We start from the raw sequence: 16945 nt of genomic DNA, 5'->3' as shown, positions 1-16945 counted from the left end.
CTAACGCTTGGGCCCTACGGTGATTGAAAACTCGGAGATCAGGAGCTCAGCAGCGGCGCGTTGCGCGGTGCTGCGGGCCTTAGCTGCCTGGGCACGGGGGCCGGGAGCGCGGGGGCGGCCGGGGCGCGAAACTCGGGAGATCAACTCCCCGTCCACTCACGCAAACGGCCTCGGACGAGGAGTCCGAGGCCGAATAAGACGTCGTTTCCTTTGGCTGGGTATTCGTCTCCGGCATGGTCTACGTGCGTCCACCGCAATGACGCCTCCCGGTAGCTCGCTCGTATGTCCGATGTCGATGAGCCGATCCACGTAGTATAGCTACCTGTCTAAGCCACAGTCGACAGAACGTCATCGATAGCATTCGCTCCCATGTCGACTGCTTTCAGTGGACTCTGTGCCATGGTGATCACCGCGTCGCCAATTACGCGATGCGGGTACGGCAAAGCGACCAGTTCCACAGTTCCTATTTTACTCGACCGAGGTATGCCTAGAAGTTGTATCAAACCAGGTGTTCGATCGTGGCGCCGCCCCAGCGTCTTGCGAGGTACTCCGCGACCAATCGACGGTGGCAGTGATGCGGTTTGTCCTCGCTGCAGAGCAGGACCGCATTGGTGAGGAGTTCCTGCGGGACGGCTTCCTCCACCCTTCGCTGCTCCATGAGTTCCAGGAATCTATCCTCGTAGGTCGCCCAACCACATCCTTGCTTCTTGAAATCATCCAATATCGGCTGCGTCGGTGCTAGGTCGGGGCGATGAACGTATTTCATCGCGCAAAGTTCGCTGAGGAAGTACTTAAGATCGTCACGTTTCGCGAAACCTGACAGTTGTGACACATTATTGAGTCGGACGTCGACAAGAGTCGAGGATTCCGACCTTCGCAGGAGGTCGAAGAACTTTTCGGCAGGTTTCTTCGTGAATCCGATAGTGTAGATCTTCATACATCTGCCGTCCGGTCGACATGAGATTCCTGATTGACGTACGCAATGCGATCTTCCTGGCGACTCAGTGCTTCCTCAAGGCGCTCGGCTTGCGTGCGGAATAGCTCCGGTTCCGCCAGTCCGAACTTTGCCATGAGACGCTCCATCGCCGAAGTGTGACTTTCGACCCATCCATCACCGTGAACATGGTGGATAGCGGCGCCGTGCTGCGTAAGTACCCGCGAAATTAGCACCGTGCGATGACAATTCAACGGTTCACCCTCGCTGCACATGATGGCAATCCGCTCGGTCAATGCACCTTTCGTCAGGCGCTCAATGCCGTTCAGGAAGCCGCGCGTCTGTGCAAGGCGACCGTATTGCACTCGTCCGTCGACGTAGCAGGTGGTGTCCTCCGTGCGCGCTCCGAGTTCCTCACCTAAGAAGACGTACTTCATGCCCGCCTCGTATAGTCCGGGCTCAAGTGATCTTTTGTTGAACTGTGGCGCGAACTGACTGGCGGGAATTGATCGGACGTCGGCGACAGCCGTTACCTCGTTCTGTCGAAGCAGCTCGATAAATTTTGGGAAATCGTGCGTGGAATGACCGATTGTCACTAGCATGTTGGAAACTCACTTGCTGTCTAAGTTCATCTCGCGGCATTCAATTATAGCCGCCACCATCTTGTAAAGGTATCCCTTGAATTCTTCACCTAAACTCACTGTCAGGAAAGACTCGGATAGTCTATAAGTCCCTATGCCTCGCTTTCTGAATCTTTCCTCGTATGTGGAGTCGGTTACTTTTAGTATGTACGTGGATCCCGCATAGCGAAACTCGGCCCGCACGTCAAGCTCCCTGTTCGCGTCGTAAGGTCGATCTACCGTTATCCTTGCGGAGTCAACTCGAATGAGCTTTAGGGAGTCTACTAATTCGCTTTCGTATGCTATTGGTACTCGATCATTCAAGCCTTTTGTGGTGCTGTCTCCGCTGTTGATCCATAACCGTGTGGGGCGCTGTTCTAGGTGGCATAGATCGCCCCACCCAATCTGTCCCAGCTTTTCCCACCGGATGCTAGAATCAAGCAGCCAGTTCTCGCTTTGGGACCCGCACTGCCGATGCCCGACAAGCTGCATTGATATGACGTCAAGAACGCTTGGCTCCGCGCCGTTTTGGTATTTTCGCTCTGATTCCGAGATTTCGTGGCCTGGTCGACTGCTTACGGGGCGAACCCAAGTGTTCGACTCCATGTCGATGCCCGCGATGCATCGTCCACCGTGTTTCCGAGAATTCGCCAAACAGACCAACTGTTTAGTCGTCGCCACTTGCCCCCCCGGGAATTGTGACACTCCTACGCACGTTACGGTAGCGTACGAGTCGACTCGTGACAACGGTGACTTCAAATCACCCTCCCCTCGCCAAGCCGGATTGGTGGCGTAGCTCGGTAGATTCCTTTGCGGTCTGAGCTGCAGGTGAAGCGTGAAGACGTTTGGGGCGAGGCCAGTTATGCAGAATGTTGAGCATTGCGGCTGGAGGGAGCCGCCAGGCTCTTGGGGGAGGCGGCGGGCTGATTGACAAGGGCTTGTGGCCGGAGCGTTCTGCTGACGACGCACCGTCCGATCTGTGCGCCGTGCGCTGGCACAGTGGCCATGATCCTCTCCCCATCGCGGTCGTCCTCGATCAGCCACAGGGTGCCGCGGCTGTCACGGTAGGGCGCGTGCCCGCATGCCTGACACATGAGGTGCTGTGTCGAAACATGCTGTCGCGACGGATGGACCTCGCCGTACCGCGGACGCCCCAGTGCCCTGTGCGACCGCGCGTCAGTTCAGAGCACGCCGTACTGGCTGCGGTCCTCGGGAAGCCGTCGAATTGGTCAGCGGTGGCGAGGTCGGCCTTGTCGATCCAGCTCTGCGTGATGCGGCAGGGCGGTGTTGCCTCAATGATCAACGCGCTGCCTTCCAGGCTTCGGGAACGGCTACGCGATGCAGCCCGAGCAGAAACACGACGCGGTCGGCGGCCGCATGTTCGTCGCCGTGCTCCCCGATCTCGTATCCGTCCTCGGTGAGGCAGTGGTCGGCCTGTGCGGTGACGGTCTCGCCGAGTCCGGGGTGCAGGGGGTCTGTCACGCTTACGGCGTGTTGTCTCTGGTGCGCCACATACAGCCCGCGCGCTGCGAGCTGACGCCGATCCGGCCAACGGCTCACCGCCGCTTGGGAACAGCACACCGAGTGCAGCACCGAGGAGCAGCCCACGGCAGCGAGGCCCACACCCGCGGTTTCCGGCTCCTCCGGTCCAGGCCCGTCCATGTGAGTGATCAGTCCTGGACTGAAAAACAAAATTTCATGCTGCTCCCATGCGCATCTCCCCGCGACTACGTTCGGGCTGTCGGAACGTCCGTCACCCGTGGAACGAGAGGAGACGTAGCGTGCAGCACAAGACGCTGCTGTTCATGTTGGTCGTCCAGGCTTCCGTAATTGTCGGGTTGTTGGCCGGCATCATCCAGTTCGCAGATGAGGGACAGATGGTGGGGGCGATCAAGTACGGGGGCGTGGCGTTCGCAGGCGCCATGGGGCTGGGCATTTCGGCTGTCACCTGGCTGAAGTCGTCATGACCGCGTCCAACCAGCAGCACCGCCCGCTGGCGTTCAGGCATGTGTGGCGCGCGCTCGACACCTTGTGTGATGCCGCTAGCCCGGAAGCCGCCTACCAGCTCGCCTTCCAGGTGATCTACCTGCGGTGTCGGCCAGTCCGTTCCGGAGTCGGCCTCGCCAGGTACACCGGACCCGCGGAGCCGGCCTTGAGCAGGGCGTGGATGAGCCTGGGATTGGACCACCGCTTCGGGCTGGAGCCACGGGCAACCGCCGCGACCCGCACGTTGTTCGGCGAAGCCGATCGCGCACTGGCTGTGCTGATCAGTGAGGTGAGCCGGCTGGAGAATCCCGCAGATCTGTTTGACTCATGCCTCGATCGATACTCACACCGATTCGGCGAGCGGGGGGATTACTACACGCCCCGTGCCCTGGCACGACTCATGGCTGGCCTGGCCGCCCCCCGACCCGGGGAACGCGTCCTGGACCCAGTCTGTGGATGTGGAAGGCTCCTGATCGCCGCCGCGGAATGGGTGCGCGGTCAGTATCAACAGGGTGATGAGTTGCGGGTCCACGGCAGAGACATTCGGCCCGAGGCCCGCCGTGCAGCGGCGATGAACCTGACCCTCAACGGGCTGTGCCCGGACCTCGGGGGAAAGGCGGTGGACAGTCTGCGCACCGGGCCCGTCGGCCTGTCCGCCGATGTCGTCCTTGCTAACCTGCCCCTGAACATGAAGGATTGGGGGCACCAAGAGCTGAGTGAGGACTCCCGCTGGAGCCTCGGCCTCCCTCCTAGGGGAAACGCCAACTTCGCCTGGGTCCAGCACATCGTGAGCGAACTCTCGCCCCAGGGCCGGGCGGTCGCGCTGCTGTCAGACCGTGCCACCAGAAGCTCCAATGTCGCAGAGGCGCGCATCCGTCGGCATCTGGTAGAGGCCGACTTGCTCGCCGGGGTGGTGGCCTTGCCCGCAAGGCTCTTTCCACACACCCGTACAGGAACGACGCTATGGCTGTTCAGCAAGGACAAGAACCAGAGCGCCGGGTGGGGCCGGAACTCCAGGACGGGCCAGGTACTTTTCGCCGATGTGCGGGGCCTGGATAGTCGCACTGACCAGCCGGGACGTCACCTCGCGGACCATGACATCGACCGCATCTGCGATGTTTTCGCGGTTTGGCGTGGTATCCGGCCAGCTCAGGGCGATGACGTAACCGGGGAGGCGACCTGGTGCAACCCGGCCGGCCGGGATGACATCGCGCGACGTGGATATGACCTGAGCCCGGGCAGCTACATCCATCAGCCGTCTGCGACCGTCGGACCCGCGCCCTCCGACGACGAAGACCGGTACCCGAAGGACGTGCTGTACCAGCACTTCGAGGATGCCGCACGTATCAACGCGTCGCTCCGGAACGTGCTGGAAGGCGGCCAACCGTGGAGCACGTGACGAAGACTCTGTCCGAACGCACCGGGACGCGGTCGCGATGAACCGCCGGACCCCATCCGAGCAGGGAAGGGGGGGAGGGAACGAACCGTATGGAAGAGATGCGGAACCTCACGGCGCCGCGTTGGCGCACCTACGAGTTGAGCAACGTGCCGGGAGTCGAGTCCGTGGCGTACGGCGTCGTGCAACCGGGACGGCATGATCCGGTGGGAGTGCCCATGGTCCGGGCCGGTGACATTGGCGAAGGCGCCGTGGTTGGAAGGGACCTCGCCCGGATCGCCACCGCCGTGGACCGCCGGCATGCGAGGACGTCTCTCCAACCGGAAGACCTGCTCGTCGTGCTGGTCGGCAGGATCGGGGACACGGCAGTCACCGGCCCGGCCCACCAGGGCTGGAACGTCGCCCGATCGGTCGCCGTCATTCGGTTCACTCCGGAGGGATTGGCCAGCGGCATCGGCGCGTGGATCCGTTGGTCGCTGAAAACACCGCAAGCCCGTCAGGTGCTCCGGAGACTCTCCGGCGGCGCGGAGCACTCGACCCTGCCTCTCGCCGACCTCAAGCGACTTCCCGTATCGCTGCCACCGCGCGAGCTGCGGGCACGGCTGCTGCGCACGATGAGTCTCGCCGAACAGCGCATGGCGCTGAACGATCAGATCGCCGGATGCGCCACAGAACTCGCGGACATGTACTTCGCCCGATACGCGCAGAACAACGATCACGCGTACCGGCCAGAAGTCACGATTGCTGACGTGGGCCAAGTGGTGGGTGGATCGCCCCGGTCCGGTGCGGTCGACGGTGCGGCGCCCATCGCCTGGGCAGCGCCGAGAGAGGTCCTGAACAGCAGGACGGCTCATTTGGACCGGACAGCAGAGATGACCTGGGTACCCGGTGACGCAGTGTGCGGGCCCGGGACGCTGCTGGTCGCGCCGCGGCCCGGTGAGGTGAGAACGGTGATCTCCACGATCTCTGTGGTCCCGGGGCGTGGCACGTTGGCGGTTCGTACTGAGACAACTGCGGATCGTTTGTGGCTGCTGCATGAGCTGCGCGCCAGGAGTCGGGAGCTTGTCGCTACGGCCCAAGGGGAACAAGCGCGCGCGATGAGCCGGAAGAAGTTCTCCAGGCGCCGTTTGCGATGGCCGGACGGGGACGTACGGGAGCGGTTCTCTCGGATCGCGGCCCCGCTCCACGACCGAGCCCATGCGGCGCTGAAGGAGAACCACGCACTCCGGGAACTGGTCGTGTCCGAAATGGCCGAGCGGCCGAATGAGGAGAGATAGGGACTGTGCCCCCGAGTAAAAGGAAGCCAACGGATACGGCCGCCCTGCTCTGGAAGGCCACGGCCACACTACGCGGTTCCACGGACGCGTCGCAGCACAAGACTGTCGTCCTTACTCTGCTCTACCTCCGGTTCCTGTCCCTTGAGTTCGAGCGGTCACGCCGAGAGCTCGGCGACACGGACGACACGAACGCCCCCGCCTACGCCCCCGAAGGCATGCGGTGGATTCCGCCGCTCGCCCGTTGGGACACCCTCACACGGCGAATCCAGGACCCCGACTGCGATCCCGTGGCGGTGCTTGACGAGGCAATCATGGCGGTGATGCAGAGTAATAACGATCTCACTGGTGTACTCCCTGGCGCCCCTGCCCTCATCGGCAATGTGGAACGCCGACGCATCACCGAACTCTTCGCGCTCTTCGGGGATGCCCTCGTCACTGCTGACGGACGACGTCCTGCACGAGACACGATGGGGGAGCTGTACCAGTACCTGAGCATGATGTATGCGGATCTCCTGGCAGAGTCCGCTCGCGCGGAAGGTAAGAAAGGCGGGGAGTTCCACACCCCGAGTAGCGTGGCCACGCTACTCGTCGAGACACTGCGGCCGCGGCAAGGGCGCGTATACGACCCCTGCTGTGGCACTGGTGGGTTGCTGGTCCAGGCCGCAAAGTTCGCTGAAGTACATGGAGCATGTCCGTCCGTCGATCTTGAGTACTACGGCCAAGAGGTGAACGAGCGGACCTGGCAGCTGGCACGAATGAACCTGGACATCCACGGACTCCTCCCAGCGAGTCTCGGCTGCGCCGACACTCTTGCCATGGACCTGCTGCCGAACCTGAAAGCAGACACTGTCCTGGCCAACCCGCCCTTCAATACCTCCGATTGGGCGCGGCGAGAGGCCGACCCGCGCTGGCAGTACGGCACCCCACCACGCCGCAACGCGAACTACGCCTGGCTGCAGCACATCGTCGGCAAGCTCAGCGATCGAGGAAGTGCCGGGGTAGTGCTGGCGAACGGAGCGCTGTCATCGAAGTGGATGGGCGAGGACGAGATCCGTGAGGCGATGGCGGAGGACGACTTGCTCGCCTGCGTCGTAGCGCTTCCCTCCCAGTTGTTCACGTCCACCCAGATTCCGGCCTGCGTCTGGTTTCTGACTAAGGACAAGTCATCGCAAGCCAACCGAGGGCTGACGGACCGGCGGGGCCAGACGCTCTTCATCGATGCCCGCGCGATGGGCGAGATGGTCAGTCGTGCACACCGGGTGCTGACAAGCGACGAACTGGATGAGATCGTCGGCACATACCACGCCTGGCGCGGTACCGACTCTTGGAGCGCGGAGTACCGCGATGTTCCCGGATTCTGCTGTTCTGCAGGAATCGATGAGATCCGAGAACATCAGCACATCCTCACGCCCGGCCGCTACGTAGGCGTGGAGGAAGCAGACCAGGAGCGGGGCGGAGGGCGATCCCACGAGCTTATTGATGTGCTGACCCGTGAACTGCTTCAGCTTCTGGACAGAGCAGATCAACTGGAGGAAGAGATGCGCCGACACCTGGACGCATGAATGCCCGTAGGGTTACGCCAGACAGCATCGCCAACCCAGAGAACCCGATCTAGCCGATTTACAGCGGACCGTGGGTCGGGCGAGAGCGCGCAGAGAGGCAGTCCTGCAGCTTGGCGTTAACCAGACTGAGCTCAGCGCCGTGATGGAGGGGGCTGAGCAATCACGACCGCTCACGCAAACGGTCCGGACTAGGCTCATGCATGAACCAACGACGTTGACTGGGTAGCGGTGGGCGCCGTTGAGGTTGATGGTCACGATGCGAGCTGATCAGTCCGCACAGCTCGGTCTAATGACCCGCGCGGTGGGTGGGCGGAACTTGAGTAAACGGGCGGCCACGTCACTGGTCTGGCAGTAGCCTCTGATGTGGCACTTGAGCGACGGGAAGGCCGGGCGTGGAAGGTAGTGACGAGGTCTACGACCGCCTCATGCGGTTGCTGCGTGACAGAATCCCAGAGTTGGCTGCACAACTCAGCGAGGAAATCGCAGCCGGGCGCTCTGTGGAAGGCGAGCGTCTGTCCGAGGGGGAGCGGATAACGCGTGAGGGCCTGATGCGCGAGGCGCGTGTTGGGCGACTGCAGCGCGGTGACGTGGCTGCCGTACCCTACACAGCAGATGAGCGTTTGATGTTCCTGTGCCAAGCGTTGCTTCGAATGGCTGAAACCCTGCATGGGTCCCTCCAAGTAGTTTCAATTATGGCGGGGAACCACCATGTAGAGAGTTCTACGGTTGAGTTTGCTGAACCTGACGGGACGAGCAGTGTTGGCCTCGACCTCTCGGATCTGATTCCCCTGATCGCGCGCACTGCAGATGAGATGCGCAGACTTGTAATGCCGGTCGAAGAAGCGGTGGGTGTGCGACTGTGAAGCGTCACGACCTGGAAAGGGCGATTGAGGATGCCATTGGAGTTCTTGATCAGGCATACCAAGCAATTGCTAAGCCGTCAGACTTGTACGAGGCTGCGCTTTTCGCTGCTGCAGTGCGAGCCGCAACGGACGCTGGCGGTCAATGCCTGATCACCAGCGATGGGGTATCGGCCGCTGTTGCCCTGAAATTCCGATGTTCTCCAGGAAATTTGTGGTCCGGCAATTTTACGTATGCCTTGGTGAGTTTCCCTAACGGTAAGAAGCTGGAGATACATTTGGGTGTGTACGTTCTTGCAGGTCGCGTAGCTCACGAGTGTGACGTCGCGATTCTCGACCATTCAGAAGCCCAGCGAAGCAGGGCTGGAGGCGTGCACCCGCGGAGAGGGAAGAATCAGTTAATTTCCTGTGTAGAAGCGAAGCTTTACGCGGCTTCTCCGCCTCTTGGTGTGGGGCGAGGTTTCCTCGGTCTCGCTGCGGAGCTGGGAAGAGGTAAATGTTCGTTGGCCTTTCCCGCTAAGGCTTCCGGTAACATTGCGGCATTGATCGCTGGTAAGCCATCTGAGCATTTCGATGAACTGGTTCCAGGTAAAGGCAAGGTCGAGGATAGATTCTGTCACTATTTGGAGACGGCGATCCGTAACTGGCTGGCCATGTGACTACTTGGCCGCCCATCTGCCTCACCCTGGGAGTGCCTTAATCACCTGTGAATCAGCCTCGCTCGGAGAGCGCTACTCCGGCTAAGGCGAGCCCCTGGCGGCGGTCGGGTGGACTTGGGTTCCCGTAGCAGGGCAGTGCCCAGGCGGGAGTCTCGGTCGGCACGGTTGGGGGCCTGGATGATCCGTAGCTGTGAAGGTGAGCGGTCACCCGAGGTAGGGGTACGTCCCGGCCAGGTAGTGGCCGATCTGCTCGTGCATGCTCGGGTGGATGTCGAGGGAGTGCAGGTCGTCCGGGTTAACCCACCGCACGCCGTCGGCTTCATCATTGATCGTGGGCTCGCCGCTGACCGGGCGGCCGATGTACACGACCTCGAACTGCTGCCGGATCTCGCCGTCGGTGTACGCGACGATGTGCGCCGGGTTCGAGTAAACGCCCAGGAAGCTGGTGACCTCCGCGACGATTCCGGTCTCTTCCTGACGCTCGCGGACCGCACACTGTGCCGGGCTCTCGTCGATGTCCTGGGCGCCGCCGGGCAGAGCCCACTGGCCGGTGTCACGGCGTCGCTGGAGGAGGATGGCGCCTTCGTCGTCGACCACGAGCATGTTGCTGGCGGGATGAGGGTGTTGGCCTTGGGGGTCTTGGGGGCGTAGTGGTACTCGGTCCTGCCCACGGTGGTTGCTCCTCCTGCTGGTCGGGCGCCCAGAGGCGCGCGGTCGTCCACACGGCTTCGAAGCTGTCGCCGTGAGGCACCCATAAGACGTGCGGCATGATCAAGCGGTGTCTTGGTCAGCTTGAGCCCCGCGATTGCCCGCTGCCCAAGCACACCTTCGGCGCTATGTCAGGCACCCAAGATCGTTTGTCTGGCTGCTCTTGCCCAGATGGCTTGCTGCTGCACGGTGAAGCCCATGCGATTCCAGTGGAAGAGGATGTGTCTGGCCAAGATGGCGCGTGTGCCGAGACTGAGTCGTCCTTCGTGGCCGACGTCGGCGAGGGCCCGCCCGGAGTGCTGTAGTCCATTCATCCACCTGGCGAGGGGCGCGAATGAGCCGTCGGCCGCGAGCGCAGGCGTAGGGGAAACTGCCAGGAGCTTCTGAAGTTTTGGAGTCATGGCGGAGACTCGCTCTATGGGAATTTCATCGGGTAGGGGTCGCTTCTCCGCGACGCGTGCCCATACGTCGCCCTGTTCGCTCCACTCTTGTCCGGCGGCGCGAAGAAACAGGCTGACCAGGAGAAGGGAGGTCGCCTTGGCGTCGAGGGGCTCACGGTGGTGCGTAGCCATCCCGTGCAGGTAGTCGAGAACGCCAATGCTGTCCGTGTGGAATAGATCGTGGGCGATCTTCATGCCCTCCGGGCCGCCGAATGCGGCGGTCTCCGGCTCATACAACGCCAGCCACCAGCGCCTGACGACGCTGGCCGAGCACATTCTGTTGAGGGGGTTGGCAAGGTGCTTCAACGCTGTCTCGGCGGTGGAGTTCGGGCCAGGGGCGATCCTGAGGCGCCAGCAGGGGTGTTTGCGGACGAACCACCATGTCGCAATCGCTCCGCTCTGTGTTTCCCTCCGTAGATGCGGCAAAAGGTGAGAGATAAAGGCGTGCTCGGCGGTCGGGTAGTTGATGTATTCGATGTTCACCTGGTGCCAGTCGACGGGCTCGGGTCGACCGTCGAGTGCGGCGCGACCGGCGGTGCAATATATTTCGATGGCTTCGGCGAGGCGTTCCGGTGACGTTCGTACCCGAACAGCAGCATCCGTTATGGGGGTTCCGGCGAGGACGGCCATAATGGCTTGTTCGGCCGCGCTGCTGTCGTGCAGGTCCACTTGGACGGTCCTCTCTGCGTAGTGGGTCGAACTGTTCAGATGAGGAGCAGGCAAGCGTCCCAGTCACTGACGGGCGCCTCGGCAGCGTAGGCGCTCTGGAAGGACAGGACCGCTCCGGCCGCGCCTTCGAGAAAGCCTGTCTCTGCCGACGGGCCGAGGCTGAGGAAGCGTTCGTTGAGCTGCGGCAGGCGGTCGATGAATGTGCTGGGATCTTCTGCGTCTTGGGCGACGCGTTGGACGATGCGGATCAGCCCGCCGACGCCGTGGCACAGGCCGCGGTTGGTTAGCTGGTTGAGCTGCTGGGGGTCGGCAAGGCAGTAGAGCAGGGTCCGCTCGGCCATGCGCTTGCGATCGACGTCGTCCAGGGCGATGGCGGCGAGTTGCTGGGCGCGGGCAAGGCCGGGTGCGCCGTAGCACCAGGACGGTGTCGTCGGCTTGGTGGGTACTGCGGTGGTCTTGGTGACCCATCTTGGCCAGAAGGTGCCGTGATGGTCGCTGTGGCGTATGCGGTCGAGCCAGCGGCAGATGCGGGCCATCGCCTCCTCGTGGCCGTGCACCGTGATGCCGTGCCGTTTGGCGAGAGCGAGGAGTGTGAGTGGGCCGGTGATGCCGTGGGCGAGGCCAGCGTTGGCGTGGCCGCCAGGAGTGGGCGCGCCAAGATGGACGGGGGCGTGCCATACCCACCAGCCGGGCATTACTTGCCCGTCAGAGCTGGGGAGCGGTTCGGTGAGCCGTACGAGGTATTCCAGGACGCCTCTCATCTCGTGGCTGTCGGGGGCGCGGCGCAGAAGGAGAGCGCCGAGCCCAGTCAGGCCGCGTAGCAGGTCGTATTCGGCGAAGCTGGTTGGCTTGCCTTGGTCGATGCGCGTGTGCGCGGCGCTCAGGCGGCGGCGGGTGTGTGCGGCCACGATGGCGTCGAGTGTGTGCAGGGCATTGGCGTACCGGTCGCTGTCGGCGGCGGCCAGGTGCAGGGTGTAGGCCATCGCGGGGGCGCCGAGGAACAGGTTGGCCTCGTTGCTGTCGATCAGCGGGCCGATGGCGGCGAGCTGGCGGTGCACGGCCTGCCATGAGCCGGTCCCGCGGTGGGCCCGCTCGATATGGAGCAGGGCGACGCCGAGAGGGCCATGAGCCAGGGACTGCCGGGTAGCGATGTCCTTCTCGGTGGTGGGCGATGCGGCGGCCGTCACCGGAAGGTTCCTTTGGCTCGGGCGGTCCAGGACAGGGCGGCGGCGCGTGCCAAGCGACGGCAGGTGGCTTCGGCCTCGGGGTCGATGCCGGTGGTCCTGTTGTGGTGCATGTGCAGCAGGGAGGGCAGGACCGTGGCCGGCTCGGCACCGCCGTCTCCGAGGGCAGCACGGTAAGTTTTCAAAGCGGCTCGGCGGTGGGCCCAGGCTGCGGCCACAGCTTCGCCTCCTGGCAGGGTCCGCGGGGTGGCGAGGGTGGTGTCGGGCGCGCTCATGCGCGTGGCCTGGGCCTGGAGATCTCGTGCAGGTGCTTCCCCCTCGGCCTTCAGCAGGTTCTCGATCAGCCAGCGGTGGCCAGCCGTCACGCCGCCGGTGAGGGCGGTGGCGATGTCCACGAAGCTGGCCGCGGTGACGGCCGGGCGCAGTTCGGTCGGGATGTGGAGCGTCATCTGGGCGACGGCCACCACGGAGTCCGCGGCGAAGTAGTGCTCGGCGGCGTCGAGGACATGGCCGGTGCCGTAGCGGCCCGTCTCGGGCTCGTCGGTGTCCCACTGGATGCGGCTGATCAGCCCGTCGTTCCGGAGGGCTGCTGCCCAGGTCCCGACGCGCTGTGCGGTGTCGCCGAAGGCGTGCGGGCCGGGCAACCGGAGTCGTAGACGCAGGTGGGCGCCGGGGTCGTTGTAGCGGGTGAACCACCACATTGGGGGCTCGTCTCCCCACTCCTGGAAGAGGGTGGGCAGGTGCGTGGTCAGGATCTCTGGGATGCGGTTGGCGTGACAGTAGAGCTTCAGGTACGTCCACCGGGTCGTGCCGGGGATGCGCCCGGAGTCGCGGCGGACGACTGTTCTCGCGCTGGCAGGGGAGGGTGAGGGCGGCAGGGTTGAGGCGAAGGGCATGGTGATCTCGTGGGCATGGCCCAGCCACCCGAGCGCTTCCTCGTCGGGCGCTTCGTGCAAGGTCACCGTGTCGGTGTGCTTCAGCTCTGATCGCAGCAGTTGCAGGTGGGCGGGGTTGTCCAGGTCGAGTCGCAGACGCTGGTCGTCGGTAGCGAGATAAACGGTTCGGGTTACGCCGTAGCGGCAGCGCCAGTCCGTGAAGCGGTGCATCCAGCCGGGCTCGTCCGCGTTCCCCACGTCGCGTTGCCTGAGTCGCCAGCAGGCGGGGGAGAGGATCGTGCGGCCGACGCGGATCTCGGGGAGGAAGGGCAGTCGGGTGGCGGCACCCCATGCGAATGGGGTGAGAGCGGCGGTGTGCGAGCGGTGTACTTCGGTCAGGAAGCGGACCAAGGGGTGGGTGGCGTTGGTGAGTTCCACGGCGTTCATCACGGTCGGCTCGATGTGCTGGCCGGTGGACAACGACACCAGGTAGAAGCGCTGGGTGTCCGCGCTGACGGCGAGATCGTCCAGGTCGAGGGTGGCGGTCGGGTTGTGCTCCCCCAGGGAGAGAACGTGCGGGGTGATGGTGGGTGCGCGGCTGACGTTCTGGGTGCGAAGCCGGAGCGGCGGGCTGGAGATCTGAGCGATGGCCGCGTCGGTGTCGAGGGTGGGCATGGCAGCGTACGCGGCCCTCATGCGGTCCTGGTCGGGCTGCTTCAGCATGGTCAGGAACCGGCCGGTGGTCCGGCCGGCGCCCAGCGACAGGCCCGCGAGGCTCAATGCGAACCGGCCCTGCTGCAAGGTGTCCAGAGATTTCGCCAGCACCGTGAAGCACATCTCGACGTGTGCGGGCACCTGGGTGACGTCGCCGACGGTGAGGGCAGCGCAGTCTTCCTCCGTGAGCACGATCTCGCGCGCCCGGTTCACCGCGGCTTCCTGGGTGAGAGCCAGGAGGTAATCGTCGCGGCGCGTCGTGGCCACGACAGGGCGTTTCACGACCGAGCCCCGGTAACCGGCCGGGAAGCCGAGCCCGATGTCAGGGTCGACGAGATCGCGGACCGGGACCAGCGCGCCCATGCTGTACCGCTCCAGAAAGCGCGCGCGGTAGTCCTGCCAGGCCGGATACCCGGCGGGGTACGGCGAGATGCGGGCGATGACCGCCAGAGCGCGCTCTGCCTCCTTGGCGACTGCGGAGGGCAGAGTGAGGTCGCAGTCGGGCCGCAGGTTCGCCACGAGGGGACGGTCAGAGGTGCTGCTCAGGGCCGTCATCCGTCGGGTCGCCTCGGTACGGATGGTCCGTTGCTCGTCGGGTGGGGCGGTGTCGTGCTGGGTGAGGAGCCCGTGGATTTGTCGGAGAACGGCTGAGGTCTCGGAATCAGCGTCCGTGCCGATGGCGTCGAGCTGGGCCACGAGGTGGCCGAGGGAGTCGTCGGCCGTCATGGGTGCCCGCAAGCTGGTGAGCAGAATCCGGTTCGCCACGAGGCCGCGCACCATGTCCTCGATCACCGGGCTGGGAGTGTCCGGGTAGTCGGTGCTCAGCTTGGCCACGATGTCCCCGACCGTGATGGGTGATTGGGCGAGGCGGAGCAGGGTCTCGATGGCGGGGGTGCGGCGCATCGTTACCTCGACGGGGCCGTCCTTGCCCGGCTGCTGCGGCACGACGACCCTGGTGCCCCGAATGACGCAGGTGGGGTCGGCCACGACGGGCAGGCGCCACAGCAGGTCGGGGATCGTCTCCAGGGCGGTGACGATCGCAGTCAGCCATGCGTCGTCCGCACGGACGGCAACATGGTGGTTGGTCCCCCAGCGGGCTTTTGCTGCATCGCCCAGCCGTACGGGTGCGGGGCCGGCGAAGAGGCCGAAGGGCGTGGCGCGGTGCTGCATCCGCAGCAGGTAGCGGACGACGGACACCACGGCGCGACGCACCGAGCGAGGGCGCTGCGTGTGGCCGCTGAGAATGCCGTTCACGGCTTCGGCCAGGAGTGGGCTGGCGAACTCTGTGGCCGCTGCCGTGGTCTCGTTCGCCCAGACCTGTTCGATCCACTTCCGCCAGCGGTCGACATCGTCGGCGGTGGTGCCGTTCAGGTCCGGCCAGGGAGGAAGCTCTGCCGCCAGCGGATGAGCTGCGGCCCTGATCAGAACCGCGTCAATGGCGTGGTACATCGCTGGGCCTCCTTCGTCGTCTCGGGTGGTGCGTGCCGACGGCCCTTGGTCGCCGGCACGCACCCGTCAGTCAGCCGCAGGTGCTGTTGGAACAGGCGGACTGGCAGGTGGCGGTGCAGCCGTCACCGGTGTCGTTCAGCAGGCCCGGCACGACCGGGGCGCCGGCGAGGACCTCGATGTTGAGGTCGAAGTCCGAGGTGGCTTCGGCCGCGTAGCTCGTTCCGGTCTTGGGCATGGGGCTGGTCTGCTGTGCGGACATCTCATGACCTCCTGTTGCGGTAGGTGGGATGTGCTCTTGCTGCCTGGCCGTTGCGGCGCCTTCGGCGCTACGGCCAGGTGATTGCGACCCGCGTGTGCGGCCGGTCGATGACGCGACCTGCGGGAAGTCGGTCGTCCGGTGTGCCCGCCGGATGGACCTCGATGTGTGCGCGGTGGCTGCGGTGCTCCTGGTCCCAGACTTGAATCTGCTCGACCATCCGCTCGGCGATCTCCTGGGCGCAGGGGCCGTGGCCGATGACGCCGAGTTCGAATCGGTCGGGGTCATCGGTGGGCCGCACCGTGCGGTAGGCGAGGCTGTCGCCCTCAACCAGCGTGGGAATGCCGAGAGGGGAGAACGAGGCGACCAGTCCGCGGGCACGGGCTGCCGGTTTCGCGGTGAGCAGCGGCAGGTTGTCGAACACGGTCGTCAGCCACAGGTCGAGGTGTTCCTTCGACTCGTCGCCCGCCACCGTCACCCCGGACCATGCCTCCACCCGTGGAGCGTGCAGAGCCGCGCGCAGGCCCTCCGCGTCGGGTTCCGGATGGTCGTCCAGACGCAGACCGATTTCCTCGCCCTCGATGTCATGGAGGAGGAGCAGACGAAGGCGGTTCTCACCGGCGCCCTGCATCGGCACGAAGCCGCACAGCTCGAATCCGTCGCTGACCAGTCGCTCCCCGTCGCGGACGAAGGCGACCGTGCGAGTCATACCGCGCACTCGCAGGGGCACGACGAGTCGGCCGCCTTCGTTGAGCTGGTGGATCCAGGCGGGCGGGATGTCGGCGGCCTGCACGGTGACGATGATGCGGTCGAATGGCGCGTGGCCGGGGGCGCCGTGCTCGCCGTCGGCGGTGAGCACGGTGATGTTGCGGTCGTAGCCGGTCGCCTTGGCGAAGTCCGCGGCGCGTTGGGTGACGTCACGGTCGATGTCGACGGTGACGACGTGGCCCTGATCGCCCACGATCTCGGCAAGGTAGGCGGCGTTCACGCCGCCGGAGCCGATCTCCAGCACGCGCATACCTGGCTGGATGTCGGCCTGTTCGATCTGCATGGCCTGGACGCGAGGCGCGGATACCGAGCTGATGTCCACACCGTTCTCGTCTGTCTTCGTGATCGCGGCGAACTCGGGCTCATAGGTCTTGGCGATGTCCGCTTCGGGCGCGGCCAGGTGCCGGGGAAGCGAGCGGAACGCGGCCACGACGCGAGGGCTGCGCGCGGCGCCCAGCTCGATCAGTCGTTGCACCATGACGTCACGCAACTGCTGCTCGGACGTGCAGGGAGCGGCGCTGTTCTCCGTTGTCATGCCGGGGACGTAATCCACGAGCGTTCTCCTTCTCAGCGGTGTATCGCCGAGGG

The 16945-nt window shown here is 64.5% G+C and carries 14 protein-coding genes and 1 pseudogene; 6 read left to right on the top strand and 9 right to left on the bottom strand.

Translation table 11 applies throughout. The annotated features are described in order from the left end of the window. Positions 1–499 precede the first annotated feature (499 nt). From ASC60_RS38955 to ASC60_RS09290, 3 genes are all read right to left on the bottom strand, one after another. Positions 500–937: a DUF488 family protein gene (locus tag ASC60_RS38955; RefSeq protein ID WP_079038271.1), complete on the bottom strand. Its 438-nt coding sequence runs from the start codon at positions 935–937 to the stop codon at positions 500–502. Continuing rightward, on the bottom strand, positions 934–1536 hold the full coding sequence (locus ASC60_RS38950) for a DUF488 family protein (RefSeq protein ID WP_079038270.1): 603 nt from the start codon (positions 1534–1536) through the stop codon (positions 934–936). The genes ASC60_RS38955 and ASC60_RS38950 overlap by 4 nt, the downstream gene beginning before the upstream one ends. A gap of 1317 nt (positions 1537–2853) precedes the next feature. Continuing rightward, positions 2854–3036 carry a hypothetical protein gene (locus ASC60_RS09290; protein ID WP_234356855.1) on the bottom strand — a complete coding sequence of 61 codons (183 nt, stop codon included), beginning with the start codon at positions 3034–3036 and terminating at the stop codon, positions 2854–2856. A gap of 299 nt (positions 3037–3335) precedes the next feature. Here ASC60_RS09290 and ASC60_RS09285 point away from each other — a divergent pair, with 299 nt between their 5' ends. From ASC60_RS09285 to ASC60_RS41565, 6 genes are all read left to right on the top strand, one after another. Continuing rightward, positions 3336–3521: a hypothetical protein gene (locus ASC60_RS09285; RefSeq protein ID WP_055548662.1), complete on the top strand. Its 186-nt coding sequence runs from the start codon at positions 3336–3338 to the stop codon at positions 3519–3521. Beyond that, positions 3518–4939 (top strand): class I SAM-dependent DNA methyltransferase, encoded by a 1422-nt coding sequence (locus ASC60_RS09280; RefSeq protein ID WP_055548660.1) that lies wholly within the window; start codon positions 3518–3520, stop codon positions 4937–4939. Before ASC60_RS09285 ends, ASC60_RS09280 begins: the two co-directional genes overlap by 4 nt. An 89-nt stretch (positions 4940–5028) precedes the next feature. Beyond that, on the top strand, positions 5029–6213 hold the full coding sequence (locus ASC60_RS42715; protein ID WP_234356854.1) for a hypothetical protein: 1185 nt from the start codon (positions 5029–5031) through the stop codon (positions 6211–6213). Positions 6214–6218: 5 nt separating this feature from the next. Next, positions 6219–7775, top strand: coding sequence for a type I restriction-modification system subunit M (locus ASC60_RS09270; protein ID WP_055548658.1), 1557 nt, complete (start codon positions 6219–6221; stop codon positions 7773–7775). 392 nt (positions 7776–8167) lie between these two features. After that, on the top strand, positions 8168–8638 hold the full coding sequence (locus tag ASC60_RS09265) for a hypothetical protein (RefSeq protein ID WP_055548656.1): 471 nt from the start codon (positions 8168–8170) through the stop codon (positions 8636–8638). Then, positions 8635–9294 carry a hypothetical protein gene (locus tag ASC60_RS41565; protein ID WP_079038268.1) on the top strand — a complete coding sequence of 220 codons (660 nt, stop codon included), beginning with the start codon at positions 8635–8637 and terminating at the stop codon, positions 9292–9294. Before ASC60_RS09265 ends, ASC60_RS41565 begins: the two co-directional genes overlap by 4 nt. A 204-nt stretch (positions 9295–9498) precedes the next feature. Here ASC60_RS41565 and ASC60_RS09260 read toward each other — a convergent pair. The 6 genes and pseudogenes from ASC60_RS09260 to fxlM form a co-directional block, all read right to left on the bottom strand. Beyond that, positions 9499–9965: pseudogene (locus ASC60_RS09260) on the bottom strand (NUDIX hydrolase). Between the two features lie 168 nt (positions 9966–10133). Further along, a complete protein-coding gene (locus ASC60_RS09255; RefSeq protein ID WP_079038267.1) occupies positions 10134–11111 on the bottom strand; it encodes a thiopeptide-type bacteriocin biosynthesis protein in 978 nt (325 codons plus the stop codon). 35 nt (positions 11112–11146) lie between these two features. Continuing rightward, positions 11147–12298 carry a lanthionine synthetase C family protein gene (locus ASC60_RS09250; protein ID WP_055548654.1) on the bottom strand — a complete coding sequence of 384 codons (1152 nt, stop codon included), beginning with the start codon at positions 12296–12298 and terminating at the stop codon, positions 11147–11149. After that, positions 12295–15333 (bottom strand): lantibiotic dehydratase, encoded by a 3039-nt coding sequence (locus tag ASC60_RS09245; protein WP_063787088.1) that lies wholly within the window; start codon positions 15331–15333, stop codon positions 12295–12297. The genes ASC60_RS09250 and ASC60_RS09245 overlap by 4 nt, the downstream gene beginning before the upstream one ends. Positions 15334–15403: 70 nt before the next feature. After that, positions 15404–15592, bottom strand: a complete 189-nt coding sequence (locus tag ASC60_RS09240; protein ID WP_055548652.1) for an FxLD family lanthipeptide — start codon at positions 15590–15592, stop codon at positions 15404–15406. 67 nt (positions 15593–15659) lie between these two features. After that, entirely contained in the window at positions 15660–16910 is a 1251-nt protein-coding gene (fxlM, locus tag ASC60_RS09235) for a methyltransferase, FxLD system (RefSeq protein ID WP_079038266.1), read from the bottom strand. Between the last annotated feature and the right edge of the window lie 35 nt (positions 16911–16945).

Source organism: Streptomyces sp. NBRC 110028 (genome assembly GCF_001417735.1).
In the GTDB taxonomy this organism is placed as follows: Bacteria; Actinomycetota; Actinomycetes; order Streptomycetales; family Streptomycetaceae; genus Streptomyces.
The sequence above is the reverse complement of the archived record's forward strand: the minus strand, read 5'-3'. Positions and strand labels throughout refer to the sequence as shown.